Genomic DNA, 25782 nt, shown 5'->3' on the forward strand with positions numbered 1-25782 from the left:
ACTACGGAAACAACATTCACATTGTGTCTTTCCGTGTGGCAATGTCCTCCACTGCTTACACTGCGATTTATGGGCGTATTCCATATATCCATCCGGTTCGTTATGGTTCTCGCGCTCGCCGCGGGGGCCGTTCTCGTCGGCGCGCTGCCCTCCCACGCGAAGATCACAGGCGCCGTCGCCTCGACCGACGCGGGCACCGTCAACGTGCGCTCGGGACCCGCGACCGACCAGAAGGTCGTCGGCACCCTCGCCAAGGGCGCCGGCCCCGAGGTCTTCTGCAAGGCCCGCGGCGAGCACATCAGCGGACATGTGCGCGCCTCCTCCACCTGGCTGCGCATCGGCAAGGCCCGCTGGATCGCCAACGCCTACATCGCCTGGTCGACCTCGCCGGACCTCCCCTGGTGCGCCGCCGCGACCCAGGAGGCCACCGCCGCCCGCGTCAACACCGGCGGCGGCGAGCTCAACGTCCGCAACGCGGCCAACTCCACCGCCGGCAGGCAGGGCGGCTTCGCCAACGGCGCGAGCCTGCCCGTCCAGTGCCAGGTCTGGGGCCAGGAGGTCGACGGCACCGCCCGCACCACCGGCGTCTGGTACAAGATCGGCGACAAGCGCTACGTCAGCGCCGCCTACGTCGGCTGGAGCAAGGGCGAGCCGTGGCTGCCCTGGTGCGGCCAGGACCCGCCGTCCGTCCCGCGCGGCGGCAACCAGGGCTTCATCAGCGCCCACGCGCCCGCCGCGCAGGCCGGCGACGACGCCACCGGCGTGCCCGCCTCCGTGACCATCGCCCAGGCGATCCTCGAGACCGGCTGGGGTCGCGGCGCGCTGGCCCGCGAGGACCACAACCTGTTCGGCATGAAGTGCTTCGGCTCGCCCGGCGACCACGCCCTCGGCTGCCGCGACTACGCGACCTTCGAGTGCAGCCCCACCGGCGGCTGCTTCGACATCGACGCGACGTTCCGCGCCTACGAGACCGTGGCCGACTCGTTCCGCGACCACGGCGACCTGCTCTCCAACTGGTCGCGCTACGACACGGCCATGGACCACGCCGACGACCCGAAGCGCTTCGCGAGCGAGATCCAGAAGGCCGGGTACGCCACCGACCCGAAGTACGCCGAGAAGCTCATCGGGATCATGGACGACTACGACCTGTACCGGTTCGACTGACAGCCGGACGACACGGCCGGGTGAAAGCGCCCCGGCGACGGCGGGCGGGCGGCCCGGAGGGGGCATCCTCCGGGCCGCCCGCGTTCGCCGGACGGCCCGCCGCGGCGCCTTTCGCCGCCGTGAAGCCTGAGTTAAAGGTCACATTCGCGGTGCGAATCGCAGCTCCGCGCGAGGTAGCCTCGACAAGCGGCCCGCGACCGCGGCATCTTCGAACAGCGGGCCTCCCCGAACTGTCGGACCCGAACGTTAGATTCCCACCGTGGCCAACGAGCACCTTCTGATCGACACCAAGACGCATTCCTCCGGCACGATCGTCGTGCGCGGCGCGCGCGAGCACAACCTCAAGAACGTCGACCTCGACCTGCCCCGAGACTCGCTGATCGTCTTCACGGGCCTGTCCGGCTCGGGCAAGTCCTCCCTGGCGTTCGACACGATCTTCGCGGAGGGACAGCGCCGGTACGTCGAGTCGCTCTCGGCGTACGCCCGCCAGTTCCTCGGCCAGATGGACAAGCCCGACGTCGACTTCATCGAGGGCCTGTCCCCGGCGGTCTCGATCGACCAGAAGTCCACCTCGCGCAACCCGCGCTCGACGGTGGGCACCATCACCGAGATCTACGACTACATGCGGCTCTTGTACGCCCGCGTCGGCGTGCCGCACTGCCCGGTCTGCGGCGAGGAGATCGGGCGGCAGTCCCCGCAGCAGATCACCGACCAGATCATGGCCATGCCCGAGGGCACCCGCTTCCAGGTGCTCGCGCCGGTGGTGCGCAAGCGCAAGGGCGAGTTCGTCGACCTGTTCGGCGACCTCCAGCAGCAGGGCTACGCCCGCGCCCGCGTCGACGGCGAGGTCTACGCCCTCACCGACGTCCCCAAGCTCAAGAAGCAGGAGAAGCACGACATCGACGTGGTCATCGACCGCCTCGTCGTCAAGCCCTCCTCGATCCAGCGCGTCACCGACTCGGTCGAATCGGCGCTCGGCCTCGCCGACGGCGTCGTGGTCCTCGACTTCGTCGACGTCCCCGAGGACGACCCGGCCCGCACCCGGCGCTTCTCCGAGAAGCTCGCCTGCCCCAACGACCACCCGCTCACGCTCGACGAGCTCGAGCCGCGCACCTTCTCCTTCAACGCCCCCTTCGGCGCCTGCCCGGTCTGCCACGGCCTCGGCGTCCGCAAGGAGGTCGACCCCGAGCTGGTCATCCGCGACCTGGAGGCGACCATCCGCGGCGGCGCCCTGGCGCCGTGGTCCTCGGTCGGCATGGGGGACTACTTCCTGTTCCAGATCGTCGCCCTCGGCGAAGCCGTCGGCTTCGACGTGGACACCGCCTGGGCCGACCTGCCCGACGCCGCCCAGAAGGCGGTCCTCTACGGCTACGACGAGACCCTCCAGGTCTCCTACCGCAACAAGCGCGGCCAGCGGCGCTCCTACGAGACCCGCTTCGAAGGCCTCGTCCCGTGGGTCGAGCGCCGCCACCACGAGACCGACTCCGAGTGGACCCGCGAGAAGTACGAGCAGTTCATGCGGGAGATCCCCTGCTCGACCTGCGCCGGGGCCCGCCTCAAGCCCGAAGTCCTCGCCGTCACCGTCGAAGGACTGTCGATCCACGAGGTCTGCACGCTCTCGATCGCCGAGTGCGCCTCCTTCTTCCACGCGCTCAAGCTCTCCGACCGCGACTCGATGATCGCCGCGCCGATCGTCAAGGAGGTCACCGCCCGCCTGCAGTTCCTGCTCGACGTCGGGCTCGACTACCTCACGCTCGCGCGCGCCTCCGGGAGCCTGTCCGGCGGCGAGGCCCAGCGCATCCGCCTCGCCACGCAGATCGGCGCGGGCCTGGTCGGCGTGCTCTACGTGCTCGACGAGCCCTCCATCGGCCTGCACCAGCGCGACAACAACCGGCTCATCGCCACCCTGGAGCGCCTGCGCGACCTGGGGAACACGCTCATCGTCGTCGAGCACGACGAGGACACCATCCGCATCGCCGACCACATCGTCGACATCGGCCCCGGCGCGGGCGAGCACGGCGGCTCGGTCATCTACTCCGGCCCCGTCGCCGGCCTGACCGACGCCGAGGGCTCGATCACCGGCGACTACGTCGCGGGCCGCCGCAGCATCCCCGTGCCCGGCAAGCGCCGCCCCACCGACCCCGACCGCGAACTGGTCGTCAAGGGCGCCAGGGAGAACAACCTCAAGGGCATCGACGCGGCCTTCCCGATGGGCTGCATGGTCTCGGTGACGGGCGTGTCCGGCTCGGGCAAGTCCACACTGGTCAACGAGATCCTGTACAACACGCTCGCCGCGGAGATCAACGGCGCCAAGCTCGTCGCCGGCAAGCACCGCACCATCACCGGCCTCGACGGGGTCGACAAGGTCGTGGGCGTCGACCAGTCCCCGATCGGGCGCACGCCGCGCTCCAACCCCGCCACCTACACCGGCGTGTTCGACAAGGTCCGCAAGCTCTTCGCGGGCACGCCCGAGGCGAAGGTCCGCGGCTGGGGCCCGGGCCGGTTCTCCTTCAACGTCAAGGGCGGGCGCTGCGAGGCGTGCAGCGGCGACGGCACGCTCAAGATCGAGATGAACTTCCTGCCCGACGTGTACGTGCCCTGCGAGGAGTGCGGCGGCGCCCGCTACAACCGCGACACCCTCAAGGTCCACTACCGCGGCAAGACCATCTCCGACGTGCTCGACATGCCGATCGAGGAGGCCGCCGACTTCTTCGAGCCGATCCAGTCGATCCACCGGCACCTGAAGACCCTCGTCGACGTCGGCCTCGGCTACGTGCGGCTCGGCCAGCCCGCGCCCACCCTGTCCGGCGGCGAGGCGCAGCGCGTCAAGCTCGCCTCCGAACTCCAGAAGCGCTCCACCGGCAAGACCGTGTACATCCTGGACGAGCCGACCACCGGCCTGCACTTCGAGGACGTCCGCAAGCTCCTGGGCGTGCTCGACGGCCTGGTCGACAAGGGCAACACCGTGATCACCATCGAGCACAACCTCGAGGTGATCAAGTGCTCCGACTGGGTCATCGACCTCGGCCCCGAGGGCGGCGACAAGGGCGGCTCCCTGGTCGCGGCCGGCACGCCCGAGGAGGTGGCCGCCATCAGCGCCAGCCACACCGGCGCGTACCTGCGCCCGCTGCTCGGCCTCGACGGCAAGGGCAACGGGGACGGCCCGGCCGCCCGCAGGGCCAAGTCCGGCAACGGCCGCAAGACCGCCGCCAAGAAGTAGCGCGACAGCGCACGGGCGGCGCGGCCTTCGGGCCGCGCCGCTCTGCGCGGTGCGCCGGCGGGAGGCGCTGCGGATCACGAGGCCGGGCGTGTCGGCTCGCGGTCGCCCCCGGCTTCAACGGTGCCCGAGGGGTCCGACGGTTTCCGGCGATGCGAGGGCTCCGCCGATCCGCTGGCGCGGCCCGAAGGCCGCGCGTCGTTCGGGTTCGCTGCGCCCGTCCGGTGCGAGCATCGGTGGATGCTGTTCGTGGGAGCGGCGGCCGCCGCGATGATCGCCGTCCCGGGACTGCGCCGCGCCGTGGCCGTGGCGACCGCCCGGCGGCCCGCCGGGTGGCCCGTCGCCGCCGCGGCGGTCGCGGCCGCCCTCCTGATCGCCTGGCGCGCCGAAGGAGCGCTGCACGCGGCCGCGCTGGCACTGGTCGCCGCCGCGGGCATCGCCGCCGGGTGGATCGACGCGTACGAGCGGCGCCTGCCGGACGTGCTGGTGCTGCCGGCCTACCCCGTCGTCGCCGCCCTCCTGATCGCCACCGGGGAAGCGGACGCGATGCTGCGGGCCGCGGCCTGCGCCGCGGCGGGCATGGCCGCCTACGGGATCGGCTGCGCCGCGGGCCAGGTCGGCTTCGGCGACGTGAAGCTCGCGGGACTGCTCGGCCTGGCGCTCGGCTGGGCCTCCTGGCAGACCGCGCTCATCGCCGCGGTCGCGACCGCCGCCGTCGGCGGGGGACAGGCCGCGGTGGTGCTCGCGATGCGCCGCAAGGACTTCCCCTACGGCCCGGCGATGCTCGCGGGAGCGGCCGCGGCACTCGCGTTCGCACCCTGGCTCGCGTGACGACGACACGCCGCCCCCGAATTTCCCGATATTCCCTCCCCGGCTCCGGGGCGACGTTATATTCATGGCCGACCTGGTACGAAAGGGTCACAAGGAGACACCGAGGACTGAGAGGTGACAGTGATTCGTTTTATCGCCAAAACCGCCGTGGCGGCAGCCGCTGCCGGCGTCCTGGCCGTGGGCATGGCCGCACCGGCCCTGGCCGCGGAGACGACCGCCCCCACCGAGGGCGGCAGCAGCTACGAATACGACCCGAAGGACTTCGGCGGCGTCAACTTCCTGTCGAACCTCTGCATCGGCAACTGGAGCGGCGACGTCATCAGCCTGCTCAACGTCGCCAAGAGCGACGTGACCGACCTGTGCAACGGCTGGGACCAGAACCCGAACGGCGTCAACGTGGCCTCGAACATCTGCGCCCTCAACTGGGACTGGAGCAACGCCGCCAGCCTCGGTCTGCTCGGGACCTCCGACGTCGACAAGGTCTGCAACTGGTCGAAGGACCAGAAGCACCACCACGGCGACTAGCCACAGGCAAGACAAGGGGCGGCCACCTCCACAGTGGCCGCCCCTTCGCCGTCCCCGGGCTCACCCTTCCCGGTCGCGGCCATTAATGCCCTGTCAGTTCACCGAGCACGTCACGGTCGCCGGCGACACCGCCGACCTCGCGTCCTTCGACCCGATGAACCCGAACGTGAACGTCCGGCCCGGCTTCAGCGCGTAGCCGCCGCCCAGCTCGGTGGCGGTCACCAGGTGGCCCTCCCGGGCCAGGTCCGCACTCCACGAGTGCGTGATCGACTGCCCGGTCGGCATCGACCACCGCAGCGTCACGCCCTCCAGCGGCGCGTCACCGGTGTTGGTCACCGCCACCTGGGCGTTGAACCCGCTGGGCCACTGGCCGTTGATCCGGTACTCCACCGAGCACGAGGGCGCGGTCTCCACCGTCGCCGCCTGGTCGGCCGCGAACGCCGCCACCTGCGACAGCGACGCGTTCCAGTTGACCGTCAGCTCGTTCGTCGCCCACGACCCGATGTCGTCGATGTAGCACCGCTGCGGCGCGCAGTCGGTCAGCCAGCGCTGCGCGACCGGGTCCCACGTGGACGCGACCGAGTTCGGGCCGCCCGAGAGCGTCCCCGCCGGCGGGTTCGGCAGGTTCGGGTCGAGCTGGTTGGCGTACCAGCGCGAGTGCTGGTTCTGCGAGAAGTGCGAGCCGTACCCGGTCACATAGGAGTTCCCGAGGGCGTTGCGGCCCAGGATGTAGTCCAGACCGGCCAGCACGCCGTCGCGGTAGCGCAGATCGCCCGTGAGGTCGAAGGCCGCTCCCAGCACCACGAGGCGGTTGAGCACCGCGGAGTTGGAACCCCAGTCGAAGGTCCCCGCGGCGCCGTAGCCCAGGTCCCACGGGTTCGCGTCCTGCTCGGCGAGGTAGGCGTCGGCGCCGGCCACGACCTGCGCGACCACCGCATCGCGGTCCGACAGCGCGTTCGGCACCGTCGCGAGGTCGATCTTGCCCAGCTGGGCCACCTCGCCCCACCAGAAGCCGCCCGCGGTGAAGACGTCCTCTTCCACGTGCAGCTCGGAGTCCTGGAGGTGGTCCGCGTACGTCTGCGACCCGGTGGTCAGGAACAGCTCGGCCGCGGCCCAGTAGAACTCGTCGGTGACCTTGTTGTCGCCGTAAGGACCGCCGCCCGCGCCGCGGTCGACCGCGTAGATCGCGGGGTTCGCCAGCGCCGCCGCCCAGGCGGTCTCGGCCGCCTCCAGCGCCTGCGCCGCGAACTCGGGGTCGTACGGCTCGAACAGCCGCGCCGCCTGCGCGGCCGCGGCCGCCAGGTTCAGCGTCGCCGCCGTCGAAGGCGGCTCCAGGAACCGCGCCTCCGGGTCGTCGGACGGCATGAGCGGCAGCCCGGTCCAGTTCTCGTCGTGCATCTTGTGGTGGGCCATGCCCGCGAGCTCCTCGCCCTCGGGCACCTGCATCGCCATCAGGAACTCGACCTCCCAGCGGGCCTCGTCGAGGACGTCGGGGACGCCGTCGCCGTGCTCGGGGATGCGCAGGGTCCCGTCGGCGAGCCGGTCGGGGTCGCCGGTGGGCGCGTGGAGCGCCCGCTCGTAGACGCTCATCAGCTGCGCGACGGAGATGCCGCCGTTGACCACGTACTTGCCGTGGTCGCCCGCGTCGTACCAGCCGCCGGTCACGTCCAGCGTGTAGTCGCAGGCGCCGCCGTAGCAGGTGACGGCGCCGTCGCCCTGGTTCGGAGCCACGTCCACGTGCCCGGCCTCGCGCCCGTATCCCGGGGCGATCGCGTCGTCGATCGCGATCCCCGAGCGCTGCGGGTAGTAGAACGACATCGCATCGGTCGCCAAGGCGCCGTAAGCGTCCCGGCCGATCGCGAACGGGTAGGACGTCTCGCCGTCGGCGGTGAGCGTGTAGTCCTCGCCGACCGCGGTGACGCCGGAGAAGTCGATGACGTGCACCGACTCGCCCGCCGCGGGGTCGTCACCGTGCACGGCGGACTCGCCGTCGGCGACCAGGGTCCCGGCCGCGTCGTGCAGCTGCCACGGGACCGGCTCGGTCGCCTCGGTGACGAGCGTGGCGCGCTTGGGGCCGTCGGGGAAGTAGCCGACCTGGTTGACCCGCACGCGCGGGCCGGTGTCGGGGTCGTACACGGGCGGTTCGGCTCCGGTGAGCAAGGCGACCTCCGAGAGGCAGAGCTGCCACGGATCGGCGTGGCGGCCGATCTGGAAGGCGAGCTGCGCGTCGCTCCAGTCGGCGCCGGCGGTGAAGGTGTACGTGAAGGCCTGCGGCTCGGCGGTGAGGATCGGGAACTCCTCCAGCGCGGTCGGCCAGGGGTCGACCGGGCGCTGGACGAGCGCGCGGACGCTCACGTCGGAGGAGGCGCTGGCGGTGAACTGCAGTTCGTAGGACTCGCCGGCGACCAGCGGCAGGCCGTCCTGGCCGACGATGGCGTCCCAGGGGTTGGCGGTGCCGCCGGGCACGTCGACGCACCACTGCCCGTCGGCGACGGCGCCGGTGAGGTTAGCGGTGGTCCACCAGCCGGTGGTGCCGTCGGCGAAGTCGCCGTTGGTGATCAGGTCGGTCGGCTCCTCGTCCTGGGCCTGCGCGGCCGGCGCGGCCGCCGCGAAGCCCACGGCTAGTGCGGTCGCGGCGGCGAGCGCGAGGCGTCGGGACCAGAGCGGTCGATCGGGTGCGGACAGCGGCATGGGGGTGCCCTCCTCCAAGGATTTGGGAGCGTTACCACGCATATCCTGTCATTGAAATTCATGAATGTCAATAAGTTGTTTCCAGGCTTTCCGCGGAGCCGAATCGCTCGACCGAATGAGATCCCCACGCTGGCAACCGATGTCAGCGAGGCCCGTTCCGCCGTCACCCTTCGGCCGGCGGGCCGCTCGTCCCGCGCACGACCAGGCGCGACTCCAGCTTCAGGCTCGCGCCCGCCTGGCGGGCCCCGCGCAGCTGTTCGTCGGCCGCCTGGACGGCCAGCCTCGCGAGCCGCGGCACGTCCTGGCGCACCGTCGTCAGGTCGATGTGGCTGAGGCCGGCGATGTGGCTGTCGTCGTACCCGACGATCGAGACCTGCTCCGGAATGTTGACGCCCGCCCTGGTGAACACGTCCAGGAGCCCGAGCGCGCACTGGTCGTTCGCCGCGAACACCGCCGTCGGCAGCGGCCGCTCCTCCTCCAGGAGCAGGCGCGCCGCATCGGAGCCGCCCTCCTGGGAATGGCTCCCGGGGATGACCCTGATCCGCTCGCCGAGGCCGTGGGAGCGCATCGCGTCCCGGTAGGCCCGCCGCCGCTCCGGACCGCCAGGCTGGCTACCGGCGTCCACGTGCACGATGTTCCGATGCCCCAGCCCCACCAGGTAGTCGACCACTTCACGGGCGCCGGGCCGGTCGTAGGAGGTGACCACGTCGACCCCCGCGTCCTTGATGTGGCGTCCGATCACGACCGTCGGCAGCCGCGAACTGAGCGTCTTCACGTCGCCGTCGGGGATGTTCGGACCGCACAGCAGCAGCGCCTCGCTGCGGTGCCCGATGAGCGCCTCGATCGCCTTGTGCTCGTCCCTGGTCGGCACGGCGGCGCTCAGCACCAGGTCGTAGCCCAGCTCCTCGGCGGCCGGATAGATCGCCTCGACCAGGTCCACGTGGTAGGGGTTGCGCGCGGTGAAAAGCACGCCGAGCACCCGGCTGCGCCCGCGCGCGAGCAGCCGGGCGGCCATGTCGGGCTTGTAGCCGAGGCGGGCCGCCGCCTCGAAGACCCGCTCGCGGGTCTCGGGGCTTGCGCCGGGCTGGCCGCGGAAGACCAGGGAGACCAAGGCGCGGGAGACGCCGACCTCGGCGGCCACGTCCGCCATGGTCGGCTTGCGAGACCGCGGTGCCGGGGTGCGGTCTGCGGATCTCCGAGCGTGCTGGGGGGTCATCGCACCGTCGTCCTTCCGTCTGCAACTTTATTGAAATCTTCATTATCTCGTCGTTGACCTGCGAACATGATCGCTCGAGTCTACCGGTCGCCGTCTCGCGGACCGGAACCGCGAAACCTTCTCGAACGTGTGAAACATCGCGAGCGCCGCCCTCCGGAACCCTCCTGGCACACCCGCGACGCGGTCGCCCGCGCGCCAACGCCGCCCCGCCGCCCAGCCGGTGGGACGCCACTTCCACCAGGTGCCGAATCACACCCGCCCCAGTGGCAGACTTGACGGCGTGTTGCGATGGATGACAGCTGGAGAATCACACGGACCCGAACTCGTGGTCACGCTCGACGGCCTGCCCGCCGGGATCGAGCTGACCACCGGCGATGTGGCGGCCGAACTCGCCCGCCGGCGGCTCGGTTACGGCCGCGGCGCCCGCATGAAGTTCGAGGCCGACGCCGTCAGCTTCATCGGCGGCCTGCGCCACGGCCGCACCCTCGGCTCTCCCGTCGCCATCCGCGTCGGCAACTCCGAGTGGCCCAAGTGGGAGACCGTCATGGCCGCCGACCCGGTCGACCCCGCCGAACTCGCCGGGATCGCCCGCAACGCCCCCCTGACGCGGCCCCGCCCCGGCCACGCCGACCTCGCCGGGATGCAGAAGTACGACCACGAGGACGCCCGCCCGATCCTCGAGCGCGCCTCCGCCCGCGAGACCGCCGCGCGCGTCGCCGGCGGGACCGTCGCCAAGGCCTTCCTCAAGCAGGCCTTCGGCATCGAGATCGTCTCCCACGTCAAGGCCCTCGGCCCCGTCCGCGCCAAGGAGGGCCTCGTCCCCACCCCCGCCGACTTCGCGGCGGTCGACGCCGACCCGCTGCGCTGCATGGACCCCGACGCCTCCGCCCGCATGGTCGCCGAGGTCGACGCCGCGAAGAAGGACGCCGACACCCTCGGCGGCGTCGTCGAAGTCCTCGCCTACCACCTCCCGCCCGGGCTCGGCTCGCACGTCCAGTGGGACCGCAAGCTCGACGCCCGCCTCGCCACCGCCCTCATGTCGATCCAGTCGGTCAAGGCCGTCGAGATCGGCGACGGCCTCATGCAGGCCTCGGTGCGCGGCTCCTCCGCGCACGACGAGATCGTGCCCGGCCCCGACGGCGTCCAGCGCCTCACCGACCGCGCCGGCGGCCTCGAAGGCGGCATCACCACCGGCCAGCCGCTGCGCGTCTCGGCCATGCTCAAGCCCATCTCGTCGCTGACGCGCCCCCTGCGCACCATCGACACCGTCACCGGCGAGGCCACCGAGGCGATCAACCAGCGCTCGGACGTGTGCGCGGTCCCGGCCGGGGCCGTCGTCGCCGAGCACATGGTCGCCTACGTGCTCGCCGAAGCGGCCCTGGAGAAGTTCGGCGGCGACTCCGTCCCCGAATCCCGCCGCAACTTCGCGAACTACCTCGAGAACCTGCGGGTGCGCTAGATGACTCTCGTGGTGATCGTCGGGCCCCCCGGCTCGGGCAAGACCACCATCGGCCGGGCCCTGGCCGAGTCCCTCGGCGCGCCCTTCCGCGACGCCGACGCCGACATCGCCGACGCCGCGGGCAAGCCGATCCCCGACATCTTCATCGACCACGGCGAAGACCACTTCCGGGCCCTCGAACGCGAAGCGGTCCGCCGCGCCGTGGCCGAGCACGACGGCGTCCTCGCCCTGGGCGGCGGCGCCGTCCTCGCCGAGGCCACCCGCAAGCTCCTCGCCGACGTCACCGTCGTGCACCTGCGCGTCGGCCTCGCCGAGGCGGTCAAGCGGACCGAACTCGACCGCGGCCGCCCGCTCCTCCAGGTCAACCCGCGCGCCACCCTGCGCCGGCTCATGGACGAGCGCATGCCGCTCTACCGCGAGGTCGCCGACATCGAGATCGACACCACCGGAAGGGACGTGGCCGACGTGACCGAGGAGATCCGCGTGCGGCTGGCCGTGCGCATCGTGACGGTGAACGACGCCGACACGCCCTATCAGGTCCTCATCGGACACGGCACGACCGACCGCCTGCCCGAGTTCCTCGGCCAGGCCTCCCGCGTCGCGGTCCTGCACACCGCCAGCACCGTCCAGCTCGCCGAACGCGTCGGCGCCCTCGTCCCCGACGGGGTCGAGGCCACCCTCATGGAACTGCCCGACGCCGAGGACGGCAAGACCGTCGCCGTCGCCGAGCAGGTCTGGGAGGCGCTCGGCGCAGAGGGCTTCACCCGCACCGACCTCGTCGTCGGCGTCGGCGGGGGAGCGGTCACCGACCTCGCCGGATTCGTCGCGGCCTGCTGGCTGCGCGGCGTCGCCGTCGTCCACGTCCCGACCTCGCTGCTCGGCGCGGTCGACGCGGCCGTCGGCGGCAAGACCGGCGTGAACACCGCCGCGGGCAAGAACCTCGTCGGCGCCTTCCACCCGCCGCGCGCGGTCCTGGTCGACCTCGACAACTTCGCGACCCTGCCCGTGCGCGACCTCGCCGCGGGACTCGCCGAGGTCGTCAAGGCCGGCTTCATCGCCGACCCGGTCATCCTCGACCTGGTCGAGGCCGACCCCGAGGCCGCCCTCGACGCCGCGAACCCCGTGGTCGGCGAACTGGTCGAGCGCGCCATCGCCGTCAAGGCCGCCGTGGTCGCCTCCGACCTCAAGGAAGGCGGCCTGCGCGCGATCCTCAACTACGGGCACACCTTCGCGCACGCGGTCGAGAAGCTCGAGCACTACCGCTGGCGCCACGGCGACGCGGTCGCCGTGGGCATGGTCTACGCCGCCCACCTGAGCGCCCTCACCGGCCGGGTCGACCTCGTGGAGCGCACGAAGGCCGTGCTCGCGTCGCTCGGACTGCCGACGACCTACGAGGCCGGACGCTGGGACGACATCCTCAAGGTCATGCTGATCGACAAGAAGAACGTCGGCGCGACCCAGCGGTTCGTGCTCCTCGACGCGCTCGCCGAACCCGTGGTCGTCGACGACGTCACGGCCGAGCAGCAGCGCGAGGCCTATGAGAGGCTGACGGCATGAAGACACTGGTGTTGAACGGCCCCAACCTGAACCGGCTCGGGAAGCGCGAACCGGCGATCTACGGCTCACAGACCCTCGCCGACCTCGCCGACCTGTGCGCCAAGGCCGGCGAGGAACTGGGCCTCGAAGTGGACTTCCGCCAGACCAACCACGAGGGCGAACTCCTCGGATGGCTCCACGAGGCCGCCGACGGCGAATACCCCGTGGTCCTCAACGCCGCCGCCTGGACCCACTACTCCGTCGCGGTAGGCGACGCGTGCGCCCAGCTCACGGCCCCGCTCATCGAGGTCCACCTCTCCAACGTGCACCAGCGCGAGGAGTTCCGGCACCGCTCGTTCGTCTCGGCCCACGCCGCGGGCGTCATCGTCGGCCTCGGCTTCGACGGCTACACCGCCGCGCTCCGCCACATCGCCGCGCTCCGGGCCGCCTGAGCGACCCGCCGCGGCGGGAGCGCTGCGCCGCTGTTCACAGCCGGTGCGGGCGGGACGGGCGGGTGCCCGCCCGCCCGCTACCATTGACGGTCGGCAACTCAGAACCTCTATCGAAAGAGACGAACGCCCGTGGCATCCACGAACGACCTCAAGAACGGCCTGGTGCTCAACCTCGAGGGCCAGCTCTGGCAGGTGCAGGAGTTCCAGCACGTCAAGCCCGGTAAGGGCCCGGCGTTCGTGCGCACCACGCTCAAGCAGATCCCGTCGGGCAAGATCGTCGACAAGACCTTCAACGCCGGCACCAAGGTCGAGACCGCGAACGTCGACCGCCGCACGATGAGCTACCTCTACAAGGAGGGCGAGGACTTCGTCTTCATGGACATGGAGTCCTACGACCAGTTCCCGCTCGGCCCGAACCTGGTCGGCGACGCCGCCAAGTTCATGCTGGAGAACTCCGAGGTCACCATCGCCTGGCACGACGGCAAGGCGCTCTACGTCGAGCTGCCGGCCTCGGTCGAGCTCGTCATCACCTACACCGAGCCCGGCCTCCAGGGCGACCGCTCCTCCGGCGGCACCAAGCCCGCCACCGTCGAGACCGGCGCCCAGGTGCTGGTGCCGCTGTTCATCGACAACGGCGAGAAGATCAAGGTCGACACCCGCGACGGCAAATACCTCTCCCGGGCATAGGCGTGGGGAACCAGCAGAACGGACCTGATCGGCTCTCCGCCCGAACGAAATGGCGGATGCGCGCCGTCGAGATCCTGTACGAAGCCGAGAGCCGCGACACGGAGCCTTCCAAGGTCCTCGCCGAGCGCGCCTCCCGGGCCTTCGCCGATCCCGAGGCCCCGCGTCTGCCCGCCTACGCCGAGGAGCTGGTGCGCGGCGTCGCCCAGCACCTCGGTGAACTCGACGCGATCATCGGCGCCTCCGCCAAGGGCTGGGCGGTCGAGCGGATCGCCGCGGTCGACCGCAACGTCATGCGCGTGGCCCTCTACGAGATCCGCCACGTCCCCGACGTCGACACGCCCGTGGCCATCAAGGAGGCCATGCGCGTGGCCCTCCAGATCGGCTCCTCCGACGACACCTCGTTCGTCAACGCGGTCCTCGACAAGGCCGCGAGGGCCGACAAGCCCCAGGAGCGGGCCGAGGACAAGCCCCGGGAAAGCATCGAGGACAAGCCTCGGGAAGAGGCCGACGACACGGCTGAATAGCCTGTCGTGCAAGCGAAAAGCGGCCGGACCCCGCTGCGGGTGCGCAGCGTCGGGCCCGGCCGTTCGCTTGCGCCGGAGGCAGAACGAGAAAGCGGCCGAGCCCCGTCCCGAACCGGCGCTGTCGGGGTCCGGTCGCTTCGTCGTGCCGGAGGCGAGACGAAAGCGGCCGAGCCCCCCGATCCGGGGCCCGGCCGCTTTCGTCGTCCTGCGCGGAGTCCTACTCGCCGTCCGAGGCGAAGAACGCCTGGAGGTCGTGCACGAGGACGCCGAAGTCCTCGAGCTTCTCGATCAGGCCCGAAGGCGTGGTCGAGTAGACGACCGCGAGGGTGTAGAGGTCGTCGGCGCGGATCGAGAGGATCCGTCCGTTGTAGTCGCCGCGCCGCTGCTGGATCGAGCGGGCGAGCTTGGCCACGTGCTCCAGCTCGGGGTCGGGGTGGTCGTAGAGCGCCTCGAGGTTGAGGACGATCTTCTCCGCCTGCTCGACCGGGAGCGGCACGCCCTCGGGAAGCAGCTCGGAGACGGGGATCCGGTAGAAGTCGGCCAACTCGGCGAGGCGGCTGACCGTGATCGAACGGTCCCCTCGCTCGTATGAGCCGATGACGACGGCCTTCCACTTGCCGCCGGACTTGTCCTCGACGCCTTGCAGCGACAGCCCCTGCTGCATGCGGATGTCACGCAGCCGGTTGCCGAGCGCCTTGGCGTAGTCAGATGTCGCCATGCTGGGATCAACTCCAATTTTCGGTACGAGAGGAACCCTATTGTTGACTACGGTCGGTGACCATCGGCCGTTGGGGTGCCCCCAAACAGTGTTCTTCGTCGCGTGAGCCCTTCATAGCCGCCAGGCAAACCCGATGAAATCCGTCATACAAGCCGGTTTTGACGCTTCGCTTTTGGGAACGGCCTTTACGCTCCGTCACCGACGAAGTAAGATGGCCCGCGACGAAACCGTTCTTTAACAGACCGTCCAGTGAGGCGGAGAAGGAGGTTCACGTGGTTTCCCCTGCCCTCAGGCAGACCGAGGAAGACCCGTCGGGCAAGCACATCCTCGCCGGCGACGACATCGGCCGCATCCTCGACCGCATCGCCCACCAGATCCTCGAGAAGACCAAGGGCGCCCCCGACACCATGCTCCTGGGCATCCCCACCCGCGGCGTCGCCCTCGCCGGACGCCTCGCCGACCGCATCCGGCGCTTCGCCGACATCGACGTCCCCGCCGGCACGCTCGACATCACCCTCTACCGGGACGACCTGCGCCGCAACGCGCTCCGGGCGCTCGGGCCGACCGAGCTGCCGCCCGGCGGCGTCGACGACCAGCGCGTCATCCTCGTCGACGACGTGCTCTACTCCGGACGGACCGTCCGGGCCGCGCTCAACGCGCTCTACGACCTCGGCCGCCCCGCCAGCGTCCAGCTCGCGATTCTGGTCGACCGCGGCCACCGCGAGCTGCCCATCCGCGCCGACTACGTCGGCAAGAACATCCCCACCGCCCGCGACGAGAACGTGGCCGTGCGCCTGACCGAGTACGACGGTCTCGACGCGGTGGTGCTGACCGGAGGCCGGGAGCGATGAAGCACCTGCTCACCACCAAGGAACTGACCCGCGACGAGGCCGAGCTGATCCTCGACGTCACCGAGCAGATGGCCGAGGCCGTCACCGGGCGCGAGGTCCCCAAGCTGCCGGCGCTGCGCGGGCGCACCGTCGTCAACCTGTTCTACGAGGACTCCACGCGCACCCGCACCTCCTTCGAGACCGCGGCCAAGCGCCTGAGCGCCGACGTCGTGAACTTCGCGGCCAAGACCTCCAGCGTCAACAAGGGCGAGAGCCTGCGCGACACCGCGCTGACGTTGCAGGCCATGGGCGCCGACGCCGTCGTGATCCGCCACCCCGCCGCGGGCGCCCCGCAGCGGCTCACCGAATGGCTCGACGGCGCGGTCCTCAACGCCGGGGACGGCACCCACGCCCACCCGACGCAGGCCCTGCTCGACGCCTTCACCATGAAGCGGCGCCTCGGCGGCATCGAGGGCCGCACCGTGGCGATCGTCGGCGACATCCTCCACTCGCGAGTCGCCCGCTCGAACGTGTGGCTGCTGTCCAAACTGGGCGCCCAGGTGCGCCTGGTCGGCCCGCCCACCCTGCTGCCCAAGGACATCGAGGGGTGGCCGGTCGAGATCGGCTACGACCTCGACGCGAGCCTCAAGGGCGTCGACGCGGTCATGATGCTGCGCGTCCAGCGCGAGCGCCAGAACGCCTCGTTCTTCCCGACCGCCAACGAGTACGCCCGCCTCTACGGGCTCGACGAGCGCCGCCTGGCGCTCCTGCCCGACCACGCCATCGTCATGCACCCCGGCCCGATGAACCGCGGCATGGAGATCGCCGCCACGGTCGCCGACTCGCCCCGCGCCACCATCACCGAACAGGTGACCAACGGCGTCTGGGTCCGCATGGCCGTCCTCTACCTCCTGCTCACGAACGGAGAAGCCAGGTGACCGACCTCCTCATCAAATCCGCCGACCTGATCGGCAAGGGCCGCACGGACGTCCTCGTCCGCGACGGCCGCATCGCGGAAGTCGGCTCGATCAGCGCCAAGGGCGCCGACACGGTGGACGCCGACGGCCTGGTGCTCCTGCCCGGCCTGGTCGACCTGCACACGCACCTGCGCGAGCCCGGCCGCGAGGACGCCGAGACCGTCCTCACCGGCACCCGCGCCGCCGCCAAGGGCGGCTACACCGCCGTGTGCGCCATGGCCAACTCCTACCCGGTGGCCGACACCGCCGGGGTCGTCGAGCAGGTCGCCGCCCTCGGACGCGCCGCCGGCTACGCCGACGTCCAGCCCATCGGCGCGGTCTCGGTCGGCCTCGAAGGCAAGCGGCTCGCCGAGATCGGCGCGATGGCCCACTCCGCGGCCGAGGTCCGCATGTTCTCCGACGACGGCCACTGCGTCGCCGACCCGGTCCTCATGCGCCGCGCCCTCGAATACGTCAAGACCTTCGGCGGGCTCATCGCCCAGCACGCCGAGGAGCCGCGCCTGACCGAAGGCGCCCAGATGAACGAGGGCGCCGTCTCGGCCGAACTCGGCCTGCCCGGCTGGCCCTCGGTCGCCGAAGAGGCCATCATCGCCCGCGACGTGCTCCTCGCCGAGTACACCGGCGCCCGCATCCACTTCTGCCACGTCTCCACCGCCCGCTCGGTCGACATCATCCGCGAGGCCAAGGCCCGCGGCGCCAAGGTCACCGCCGAGGTCTGCCCGCACCACCTGCTGCTGACCGACGAGGCCGCCCGCTCCTACGACCCCGTGTACAAGGTGAACCCGCCGCTGCGGCGCGAAGCCGACGTCGCGGTCCTGCGCGCCGCCCTCGCCGAGGGCGTCATCGACGCCGTAGCCACCGACCACGCCCCGCACGCCCTGCAGGACAAGCAGTGCGAGTGGGCCGCGGCCCGCCCGGGGATGCTCGGACTGGAGACCGCCCTGTCGATCAGCGTGCTCGCCCTCGGCGGCCCCGCCGGCGTCGACTGGGACCTCCTCGCCGAGCGCACCTCGCGCGCCCCGGCGCGCATTGCCGGACTCGAGGCCCACGGCCGCGACCCCCGGCCGGGCGTCGAGGCCAACTTCACCCTCGTCGACCCCGCCGCGACCTGGACCGTCGTCCCCGAAGACCTCGCGTCCCTGTCCCGCAACACCCCGTACGCCGGGATGGAACTCCCGGTCACCGTGCAGGCGACGTTCCTGCGCGGACGCGCCACCGTGCTGAACGGCAAGATCGAAGAGGAGACGACCGAATGAGCAGCAGGGCACCAGCGATCCTCGTCCTGGAGGACGGCCGCGTCTTCCGCGGCGAAGCGTTCGGCTCGGTCGGCGAGACCTTCGGCGAGGCCGTCTTCAACACCGGCATGACCGGCTACCAGGAGACCCTCACCGACCCGTCCTACTACGGGCAGGTGGTCACCCAGACCGCGCCGCAGATCGGCAACACCGGCTGGAACGACGAGGACGACGAGTCCCGCCGCATCTGGGTCGCCGGGTACGTCGTGCGCGACGCCTCCCGCATCAGCTCCAACTGGCGCGCCAAGCGCGGCCTCGAGGACGAGCTCGCCTCCCAGGGCGTCGTCGGCATCTGCGAGGTCGACACCCGCGCCCTCACCCGGCACCTGCGCGAATCCGGCGCCATGCGCGTCGGCATCTCCTCGCGCTCGACCGACGTCGACGAACTGCTCGCGAAGGTCCGCATGAGCCCGCAGATGGCCGGCGCCAACCACGTCGGCGCCGTCACCGCCTCCGAGCCTTACACGTACGAGGCCGAAGGCGCGGGCAAGTACCGCGTCGCCGCACTCGACCTGGGCATCAAGCGCAACACCCCGCGCCGCCTCGCCGCGCGCGGCATCACCACCACGGTCTACCCGGCCTACGCCGCCGTCGACCTGCTCCTGTCCGAGGGCCCCGACGCGGTGTTCCTCTCCAACGGCCCCGGCGACCCGGCCACCGCCGACCACCAGGTGGAGCTCACCCGCGAACTGCTGCGCCGCCGCGTCCCGGTCTTCGGCATCTGCTTCGGCAACCAGATCCTCGGCCGCGCGCTCGGCCTGCGCACCTACAAGCTCAAGTACGGGCACCGCGGCATCAACCAGCCCGTGCTCGACCTTCGTACCGGGAAGGTCGAGATCACCGCTCACAACCACGGCTTCGCGCTGGCGAAGCCGAAGGCGGACGACGAGCAGGGCGCGCTCGCGGCACCGGAGTCGGGGGAGTTCTTCGAGACCGAGTTCGGCCGCGTCCAGGTCAGCCACGTCTGCCTCAACGACGACGTCGTCGAAGGCCTCACCTGCCTCGACGTGCCCGCCTACTCCGTGCAGTACCACCCCGAGGCCGCCAGCGGGCCGCACGACGCCGACTACCTGTTCGACCGGCTCGTCGAACTCATCGAGAACAACAAGGGGGCGAAGGCCGATGCCTAAGCGCGACGACCTCAAGCACATCCTCGTCATCGGGTCCGGGCCCATCCAGATCGGCCAGGCCTGCGAGTTCGACTACTCCGGCACCCAGGCCTGCCGCGTCCTGCGCGAAGAGGGCCTGCGCGTCACCCTCGTCAACTCCAACCCGGCCACGATCATGACCGACCCCGAGTTCGCCGACGCCACCTACGTCGAGCCGATCACCACCGAGGTCATCGAGCAGATCATCGCCAAGGAGAAGCCCGACGCGCTCCTGGCCACCCTCGGCGGGCAGACCGCGCTCAACGCCGCCGTCGGCCTCCACGAGGCCGGCATCCTCGAGAAGTACGGCGTCGAGCTCATCGGCGCCGACATGGACGCCATCCAGCGCGGCGAGGACCGCCAGCAGTTCAAGGAGGTCGTCCTCAAGGTGGGCGGCGAGGTCCCGCGCTCCGCGGTCTGCCACTCCATGGACGAGGTCCGCGACACCGTCAAGGACCTCGGCCTCCCCGTCGTCATCCGCCCCTCCTTCACCATGGGCGGCCTCGGCTCCGGCATGGCCCACACCTGGGAGGACGTCGACCGCATCGCCGGCAACGGCCTCGCCGAGTCCCCCACCACCGAAGTCCTCATCGAGGAGTCCGTGCTCGGCTGGAAGGAGTACGAGCTCGAACTCATGCGCGACCGCAACGACAACGTCGTGATCGTCTGCTCCATCGAGAACGTCGACCCCATGGGCGTCCACACCGGCGACTCGGTCACCGTCGCCCCCGCGATGACCCTCACCGACCGCGAGTACCAGCGCATGCGCGACGTCGGCATCGCGATCCTGCGCGAAGTCGGCGTCGACACCGGCGGCTGCAACATCCAGTTCGCCATCGACCCGGCCGACGGGCGCATGATCGTCATCGAGATGAACCCGCGCGTCTCCCGCTCCTCCGCGCTCGCCTCCAAGGCCACCGGCTTCCCGATCGCCAAGATCGCCGCGAAGCTCGCCATCGGCTACACGCTCGACGAGATCCCCAACGACATCACCAAGGCCACCCCGGCCGCGTTCGAGCCCGCGCTCGACTACGTCGTCGTCAAGGTCCCGCGCTTCACCTTCGAGAAGTTCCCCGGCGCCGACCCCACCCTCACCACCACCATGAAGTCCGTCGGCGAGGCCATGAGCCTCGGCCGCACCTTCCAGCAGGCCCTCCAGAAGGCCCTGCGCTCCACCGAGACCAAGGCCGCCGGCTTCTGGACCCGCCCCGACCCCGAGGGCGCCACCCTCGAGAACACGCTCGAAGCGCTCCGCACCGCCCACGACGGCACCCTCTACACCGCCGAGCGCGCCCTGCGCCTCGGCGCGAGCGTCGCCGACGTCCACGAGGCCTGCAAGATCGACCCGTGGTTCCTCGACCAGGTCGCCCAGCTCATCGACCTGCGCGACGACATCGAGGACGCCGCAGTCGTCGACGAGGCGCTCCTGCGCCGCGCCAAGCGCGCCGGATGCTCCGACGCCCAGATCGCGGCCCTGCGCCCCGAACTCGCCGGCGAGGCCGGCGTCCGCCGCCTGCGCCACCGCCTCGGCCTGCGCCCCGTCTTCAAGACCGTCGACACCTGCGCCGCCGAGTTCGAGGCCCACACGCCCTACCACTACTCGACCTACGAGGACGAGACCGAGGTCGCGCCCTCCAACCGGCCCAAGGTCATGATCCTCGGCTCCGGCCCCAACCGCATCGGCCAGGGCATCGAGTTCGACTACTCGTGCGTCCACGCCGTCCAGGCCCTGCGCGCGGTCGGCTACGAGACCATCATGGTCAACTGCAACCCCGAGACCGTCTCCACCGACTACGACACCGCCGACCGGCTCTACTTCGAGCCGCTCACCTTCGAGGACGTCACCGAGGTCTACCACGCCGAGCACGAGAGCGGCAGGGCCGGAGGCGGACCCGGCGTCATCGGCGTCGTCGTCCAGCTCGGCGGCCAGACCCCCCTGGGCCTGGCCGAACGCCTCGAGAACGCCGGACTCCCCATCGTCGGCACCAGCCCCAAGGCCATCGACGCCGCCGAGGACCGCGGCGTCTTCGGCCGCCTCCTCGACGAACTCGGCCTCGTCGCCCCCGAGGGCGGCACCGCCTTCTCCTACGAGGAGGCCCGCGAGGTCGCCGACCGGATCGGCTACCCCGTCCTGGTCCGCCCCTCCTACGTCCTCGGCGGCCGCGGCATGGAGATCGTCTACGACGAGGACACCCTCGCCGGGTACATCTCCCGCGCCACCGAGGCCAGCCCCGAGCACCCGATCCTCATCGACCGGTTCCTCGACGACGCCATCGAGATCGACGTCGACTGCCTCTGCGACGGCACCGACTTCTACCTCGGCGGCATCATGGAGCACATCGAGGAGGCCGGCGTCCACTCCGGCGACTCCTCCTGCGCGCTCCCGCCGATCACCCTCGGCGCCACCGTCATCCAGCAGATCCGGGACTACACCGCCAAACTCGCCTTCGGCCTCGGCGTGCGCGGCCTCATGAACGTCCAGTACGCCCTCAAGGACGAGCAGCTGTACGTCCTCGAAGCCAACCCGCGCGCCTCCCGCACGGTCCCGTTCGTCTCCAAGGCCACCGCCGTCCCGCTCGCCAAGGCCGCCGCCCGCGTCGCCCTCGGCGCCACGATCGCCGAACTGCGCGCCGAAGGGATGCTCCTGCCCGAAGGCGACGGCTCCGACGCCGGACCCGAGGTCCCCATCTCCGTCAAGGAGGTCCTCCTGCCCTTCAAGCGCTTCCGCACCGTCGAAGGCGCCGGGCTCGACGCGGTCCTCGGCCCGGAGATGAAGTCCACCGGCGAGGTCATGGGCATCGACTCGTCCTTCGGACTGGCCTTCGCCAAGGCCACCCTCGCCGTCTACGGCAAGCTCCCCACCTCCGGGAAGCTCTTCGTGTCCGTCGCCGACCGCGACAAGCGGGCCATCGTCTTCCCCGTGCGCCGCCTCGTCGACCTCGGCTTCACCGTTTACGCCACCGAGGGCACCGGCCTGGTCCTCAAGCGCCACGGCATCGACTCCACCCCCGTGGTGCGCCACAGCGGCAACGACGGCGGACTCCAGGACGCGGTGAGCCTCATCGCCTCCGGCGAGATCGACCTCATCATCACCACGCCCTCGGCCTCCACCGGACCGCGCACCGACGGCTGGGAGATCCGCTCCGCGGCCGTCGTCGCCGACGTCGCCTGCGTCACCACCATCCAGGGAGCCGCGGCCGCGACCCAGGCCATCGAGTCCGCCTCCCGAGGCGAGATCCGCGTCGCCTCGCTCCAGGAGCTCCACCGGCGCCTGCGCGGCGCCGAGACCGCGGCCTAAGGAAGCGCCGGGTGGGCGACCACGAGTCGCTCACCCGGCGCATTGACGTATACAGGAATGACCATGCTGTACCAGAATCTGGCCCGCCCGGTCCTGTTCCGGATCGGACGCGGCGACGCCGAGCGCGCGCACGAGTCGACCCTGCGCTGGCTCGTCCGCCTGTCCGAACAACGTCAGGCCCGCAACGCGCTCATCAAACTCAACCAGCTCCACGCCCCCGTCACCGTCTGCGGCATCCCCTTCCCCAACCCCGTCGGCCTCGCCGCGGGCATGGACAAGAACGGCGTCGCCGTCGGCGCCTGGCCCGCCCTCGGCTTCGGCTTCGCCGAGATCGGCACCGTCACCGCCCAGCCCCAGCCCGGCAACCCCAAACCGCGCATGTACCGGATGCCCCGATCCCAGGGCATCGTCAACCGCATGGGCTTCAACAACGACGGCGCCCAGGCCCTCGCCGCCCGGCTCGCGGCCGCACCGGCCGTGAACTGCCCCCTCGGGATCAGCATCGGCAAGTCCAAGGCCGTGCCGCTCGAAGGCGCGATCGAGGACTACCTCCAGTCGATGCGGTTCCTCTACCCCTTCGCCGACTACATCGCCATCAACGTGTCCTCGCCCAACACGCCCGGCCTGCGCCAGCTCCAGGACGCCGGGGCCCTCAGGGCCCTGCTGGGGGCGCTGCGGGCCGAGGGCGTGCGCCTGGCGGCCGGGCGGGCCGAGCGCCCGGTCCTGGTCAAGATCGCCCCCGACCTCACCGAGCCGGCCATGGCCCAGCTCCTGGAGGTCTGCCTCGAATCCGGCGTCGCCGGCGTCATCGCCACGAACACCACGCTCGGGCGCGACGGGGTCGACCCGGGCGAGGACGCGGTCGCCGCCGAGCCCGGCGGCATGTCCGGCAGGCCGCTCACGATGGTCTCCCGCGAGATCGTGCGCTTCGTCCACCGCGAGACCGGCGGCCGGCTGCCGATCATCGGCTCGGGCGGGGTCATGACCGCCGACGACGCCCAGGCGATGTTCGACGCCGGGGCCAGCCTCGTCCAGTTCTACTCGGGCCTCGTGTTCAACGGGCCCGCCGTGGTGCGCCGCAGCGTGCGACGCTTCAAGAAGACCGCCCACCGCCCCGGCGCCACCGCCCATTCCTGAGGAGCAATGCACATGCCGACCACCAAGGACTTCGGCGCCCGCGCCCACCGGCTGGCGCGCGAGCGCGGGCCGCTGTGCGCGGGCATCGACCCGCACGGCTCGCAACTGCTGAACTGGGGCCTCGACGACGACCTGGAAGGGGCCGAGCGCTTCGTGCTGACCCTGACCGAGGCGGTCGCGGACCAGTGCGCGTTCGTCAAGCCGCAGTCGGCGTTCTTCGAGCGCTTCGGCTCGGGCGGCGTCGCGCTCCTGGAACGGGTGATCGCCGAGTGCCGCAAGGCAGGCGCGCTCGTCATCCTGGACGTCAAGCGCGGCGACATCGGCTCGACGATGGCCGCCTACGCCCAGGCCTACCTCGACCCGGCCTCGCCGCTGGCCGTCGACGCGATCACCGTCAGCCCGTACCTGGGCACCGGCTCGCTCCAGCCGGCCTTCGACCTCGCCTCGGCCCACGGCAAGGGCGTGTTCGTGCTGGCGCGCACCTCCAACCCCGAGGGCAAGCAGATCCAGATGGCCAAGCGCCGCGACGGCAGGTCGGTGGCCCAGGGCGTCATCGACGAGGTGAACCTCCAGAACGGCGACGCCGAGCCCATGGGCTCGTTCGGCATCGTCATGGGCGCCACGATCGGCGCCTGCGCCGCCGAAGGGGACGCGCGCCTCCGTGAGTCGACTTACGGAATCACCCACACCACGGTGAGCCAACGTGACTCCGCTCACGACTTGTCCCAGTTCAACGGCCCTATCCTGGTCCCGGGCATGGGCGCGCAGGGCGGGCGCCCGAGTGATCTTCCGCGCGTCCTCGGCGCCGCGGCAAACTTCGCAATTCCGTCCTATTCCCGACAAATTGCACAGCCGGGACCTGCCACGGCGAGCATTCGCACCGCCGTCGAGGGGTTGCAGGAGGAATGCCGCGCCGCGATGGGGGAATAAACCGCCGAATTCCGCCCCCGAGAAATGCCCCACCCCCGGTCGCAGGCGTGTCGGAGGTTGGGGTTACCGTTCCCGAGCTGGGTATGCTTTGGCGATACCCGCACGTCAAGGTCCACAGGGACGTAACCATCGACTGCAAGGAGACCCCGTGCCGCTCCCTAAACTGACTCCGGAACAGCGCGCCGCAGCCCTTGAGAAGGCCGCCGCGGCCCGCAAGGCCCGCGCCGAGCTCAAGGAGAAGCTGAAGTCGGGCGAGACCACCCTGGAAGCGGTCCTCAAGTCCGCTGCCACCGACGACATCTCCGGGAAGATGAAGGTCTCGGCCGTGCTCAAGGCCCTCCCGGGCATCGGCGACAAGCGCGCCACCCAGATCATGGAGAAGCTCAAGATCGCCGACTCGCGTCGGCTGCGCGGCCTGGGCGAGCACCAGCGCGCCGCGCTTTTGGATGAATTCAAGGGCGACCAGGCCTAAGTTCGGGTAGTAGTAGTCGCGTGAGCATCGATCACCACCACGCCGCCCTGGCCCAGCGACTGACGGTCCTCTCCGGTCCGTCCGGCGTTGGCAAGGGCAGCGTCAAGGCCCTCATCCAGGAGTACTACCCGTGGGTCTGGCTCTCAGTGAGCTGCACGACCCGCAAGCCGCGCCCGGGTGAGGTCGACGGCGCCGACTACCACTTCGTGTCGACCGAGCAGTTCGAGTCGATGATCGCCGCGGGGGAGTTCCTTGAATGGGCCTCCTACGCGGGGAACCTCTACGGAACCCCCCGCGGCCCGGTCGAGGAGCGCCTGCGCGCCGGACTCCCGGCGCTGCTGGAGATCGAACTGCAGGGTGCCCGCCAGGTCCGACGGGCCATGCGGGACGCCCAACTGGTGTTCCTGGCGCCGCCGTCGTGGGACGAACTCGTCCGCCGCCTCACCGGGCGGGGGACCGAGGACGAGGCCACGATCGCGCGCCGTCTGGACGCCGCACGACAGGAGCTCGCGGCGGAAGCCGAGTTCGATCACACAGTCACGAACGTGTCGATCGAGCAGGCGGCCGCTGAGCTGGTAGAGTTGCTCAGTTCTCCGGCTTTGGCAGCGAAGCTTGCGAGCCGCCTGTAGCTCCGAAAGGCCGGAGCTGAACACCACCTAGTCGCACACGAAGGAT

At 70.9% G+C, this 25782-nt stretch carries 20 protein-coding genes and 1 pseudogene; 18 read left to right on the top strand and 3 right to left on the bottom strand.

Features of this window, described 5'->3' with window-relative positions; translation table 11 throughout:
* Positions 1–102 precede the first annotated feature (102 nt).
* The 4 genes from gsmA to BLQ63_RS12085 all read left to right on the top strand — a co-directional run bounded on the left by gsmA (position 103) and on the right by BLQ63_RS12085 (position 5737).
* Positions 103–1164, top strand: coding sequence for a sporangiospore maturation cell wall hydrolase GsmA (gene gsmA / locus BLQ63_RS12070; RefSeq protein WP_177154896.1), 1062 nt, complete (start codon positions 103–105; stop codon positions 1162–1164).
* Between the two features lie 310 nt (positions 1165–1474).
* Positions 1475–4384: an excinuclease ABC subunit UvrA gene (gene uvrA / locus BLQ63_RS12075; RefSeq protein ID WP_091034867.1), complete on the top strand. Its 2910-nt coding sequence runs from the start codon at positions 1475–1477 to the stop codon at positions 4382–4384.
* Positions 4385–4621: 237 nt separating this feature from the next.
* A complete protein-coding gene (locus tag BLQ63_RS12080; RefSeq protein WP_091034360.1) occupies positions 4622–5212 on the top strand; it encodes a prepilin peptidase in 591 nt (196 codons plus the stop codon).
* Positions 5213–5359: 147 nt separating this feature from the next.
* On the top strand, positions 5360–5737 hold the full coding sequence (locus tag BLQ63_RS12085) for a hypothetical protein (RefSeq protein WP_091034363.1): 378 nt from the start codon (positions 5360–5362) through the stop codon (positions 5735–5737).
* Between the two features lie 93 nt (positions 5738–5830).
* On the opposite strand, the gene BLQ63_RS12090 is transcribed toward BLQ63_RS12085, so the two are convergent.
* Both BLQ63_RS12090 and BLQ63_RS12095 read right to left on the bottom strand, forming a co-directional pair.
* Entirely contained in the window at positions 5831–8428 is a 2598-nt protein-coding gene (locus BLQ63_RS12090; RefSeq protein ID WP_091034367.1) for a glycoside hydrolase family 9 protein, read from the bottom strand.
* A 163-nt stretch (positions 8429–8591) separates the two neighbouring features.
* Positions 8592–9578, bottom strand: a complete 987-nt coding sequence (locus BLQ63_RS12095) for a LacI family DNA-binding transcriptional regulator (protein WP_091034372.1) — start codon at positions 9576–9578, stop codon at positions 8592–8594.
* 346 nt (positions 9579–9924) lie between these two features.
* Here BLQ63_RS12095 and aroC point away from each other — a divergent pair, with 346 nt between their 5' ends.
* From aroC to nusB, 5 genes are all read left to right on the top strand, one after another.
* Positions 9925–11103, top strand: coding sequence for a chorismate synthase (aroC, locus tag BLQ63_RS12100; protein ID WP_091034377.1), 1179 nt, complete (start codon positions 9925–9927; stop codon positions 11101–11103).
* Positions 11104–12660, top strand: a complete 1557-nt coding sequence (gene aroB, locus BLQ63_RS12105) for a 3-dehydroquinate synthase (protein ID WP_091034381.1) — start codon at positions 11104–11106, stop codon at positions 12658–12660.
* On the top strand, positions 12657–13091 hold the full coding sequence (aroQ, locus tag BLQ63_RS12110) for a type II 3-dehydroquinate dehydratase (protein WP_091034383.1): 435 nt from the start codon (positions 12657–12659) through the stop codon (positions 13089–13091). The genes aroB and aroQ overlap by 4 nt, the downstream gene beginning before the upstream one ends.
* A gap of 129 nt (positions 13092–13220) precedes the next feature.
* The gene (gene efp, locus BLQ63_RS12115; RefSeq protein WP_091034388.1) at positions 13221–13778 is read left to right on the top strand and encodes an elongation factor P; all 558 of its coding nucleotides are present in this window, start codon (positions 13221–13223) and stop codon (positions 13776–13778) included.
* 2 nt (positions 13779–13780) lie between these two features.
* Complete coding sequence (nusB, locus tag BLQ63_RS12120; RefSeq protein ID WP_281187785.1) at positions 13781–14302, top strand: transcription antitermination factor NusB; 522 nt, start codon at positions 13781–13783, stop codon at positions 14300–14302.
* A 217-nt stretch (positions 14303–14519) separates the two neighbouring features.
* On the opposite strand, the gene BLQ63_RS12125 is transcribed toward nusB, so the two are convergent.
* A complete protein-coding gene (locus BLQ63_RS12125) occupies positions 14520–15020 on the bottom strand; it encodes a transcriptional regulator (protein WP_091034397.1) in 501 nt (166 codons plus the stop codon).
* A gap of 272 nt (positions 15021–15292) precedes the next feature.
* Here BLQ63_RS12125 and pyrR point away from each other — a divergent pair, with 272 nt between their 5' ends.
* The 9 genes and pseudogenes from pyrR to gmk all read left to right on the top strand — a co-directional run bounded on the left by pyrR (position 15293) and on the right by gmk (position 25736).
* The gene (pyrR, locus tag BLQ63_RS12130; RefSeq protein ID WP_091034400.1) at positions 15293–15871 is read left to right on the top strand and encodes a bifunctional pyr operon transcriptional regulator/uracil phosphoribosyltransferase PyrR; all 579 of its coding nucleotides are present in this window, start codon (positions 15293–15295) and stop codon (positions 15869–15871) included.
* The gene (locus BLQ63_RS12135; protein WP_091034404.1) at positions 15868–16788 is read left to right on the top strand and encodes an aspartate carbamoyltransferase catalytic subunit; all 921 of its coding nucleotides are present in this window, start codon (positions 15868–15870) and stop codon (positions 16786–16788) included. The genes pyrR and BLQ63_RS12135 overlap by 4 nt, the downstream gene beginning before the upstream one ends.
* Positions 16785–18083, top strand: coding sequence for a dihydroorotase (locus tag BLQ63_RS12140; protein ID WP_091034407.1), 1299 nt, complete (start codon positions 16785–16787; stop codon positions 18081–18083). The genes BLQ63_RS12135 and BLQ63_RS12140 overlap by 4 nt, the downstream gene beginning before the upstream one ends.
* On the top strand, positions 18080–19252 hold the full coding sequence (carA, locus tag BLQ63_RS12145) for a glutamine-hydrolyzing carbamoyl-phosphate synthase small subunit (protein ID WP_091034412.1): 1173 nt from the start codon (positions 18080–18082) through the stop codon (positions 19250–19252). Before BLQ63_RS12140 ends, carA begins: the two co-directional genes overlap by 4 nt.
* Entirely contained in the window at positions 19245–22568 is a 3324-nt protein-coding gene (gene carB, locus BLQ63_RS12150) for a carbamoyl-phosphate synthase large subunit (protein ID WP_091034416.1), read from the top strand. Before carA ends, carB begins: the two co-directional genes overlap by 8 nt.
* A gap of 63 nt (positions 22569–22631) precedes the next feature.
* A pseudogene (locus tag BLQ63_RS12155) lies at positions 22632–23673 on the top strand (quinone-dependent dihydroorotate dehydrogenase); the annotation flags it as partial.
* A gap of 44 nt (positions 23674–23717) precedes the next feature.
* A complete protein-coding gene (gene pyrF, locus BLQ63_RS12160) occupies positions 23718–24635 on the top strand; it encodes an orotidine-5'-phosphate decarboxylase (RefSeq protein WP_091034874.1) in 918 nt (305 codons plus the stop codon).
* Positions 24636–24783: 148 nt separating this feature from the next.
* Positions 24784–25107 (top strand): integration host factor, actinobacterial type, encoded by a 324-nt coding sequence (gene mihF / locus BLQ63_RS12165; RefSeq protein ID WP_030156658.1) that lies wholly within the window; start codon positions 24784–24786, stop codon positions 25105–25107.
* Between the two features lie 20 nt (positions 25108–25127).
* Entirely contained in the window at positions 25128–25736 is a 609-nt protein-coding gene (gene gmk / locus BLQ63_RS12170) for a guanylate kinase (RefSeq protein ID WP_245680954.1), read from the top strand.
* Positions 25737–25782 lie beyond the last annotated feature (46 nt).

This window comes from Glycomyces harbinensis (assembly GCF_900101745.1).
Classification (GTDB): Bacteria; Actinomycetota; Actinomycetes; order Mycobacteriales; family Micromonosporaceae; genus Glycomyces; species Glycomyces harbinensis.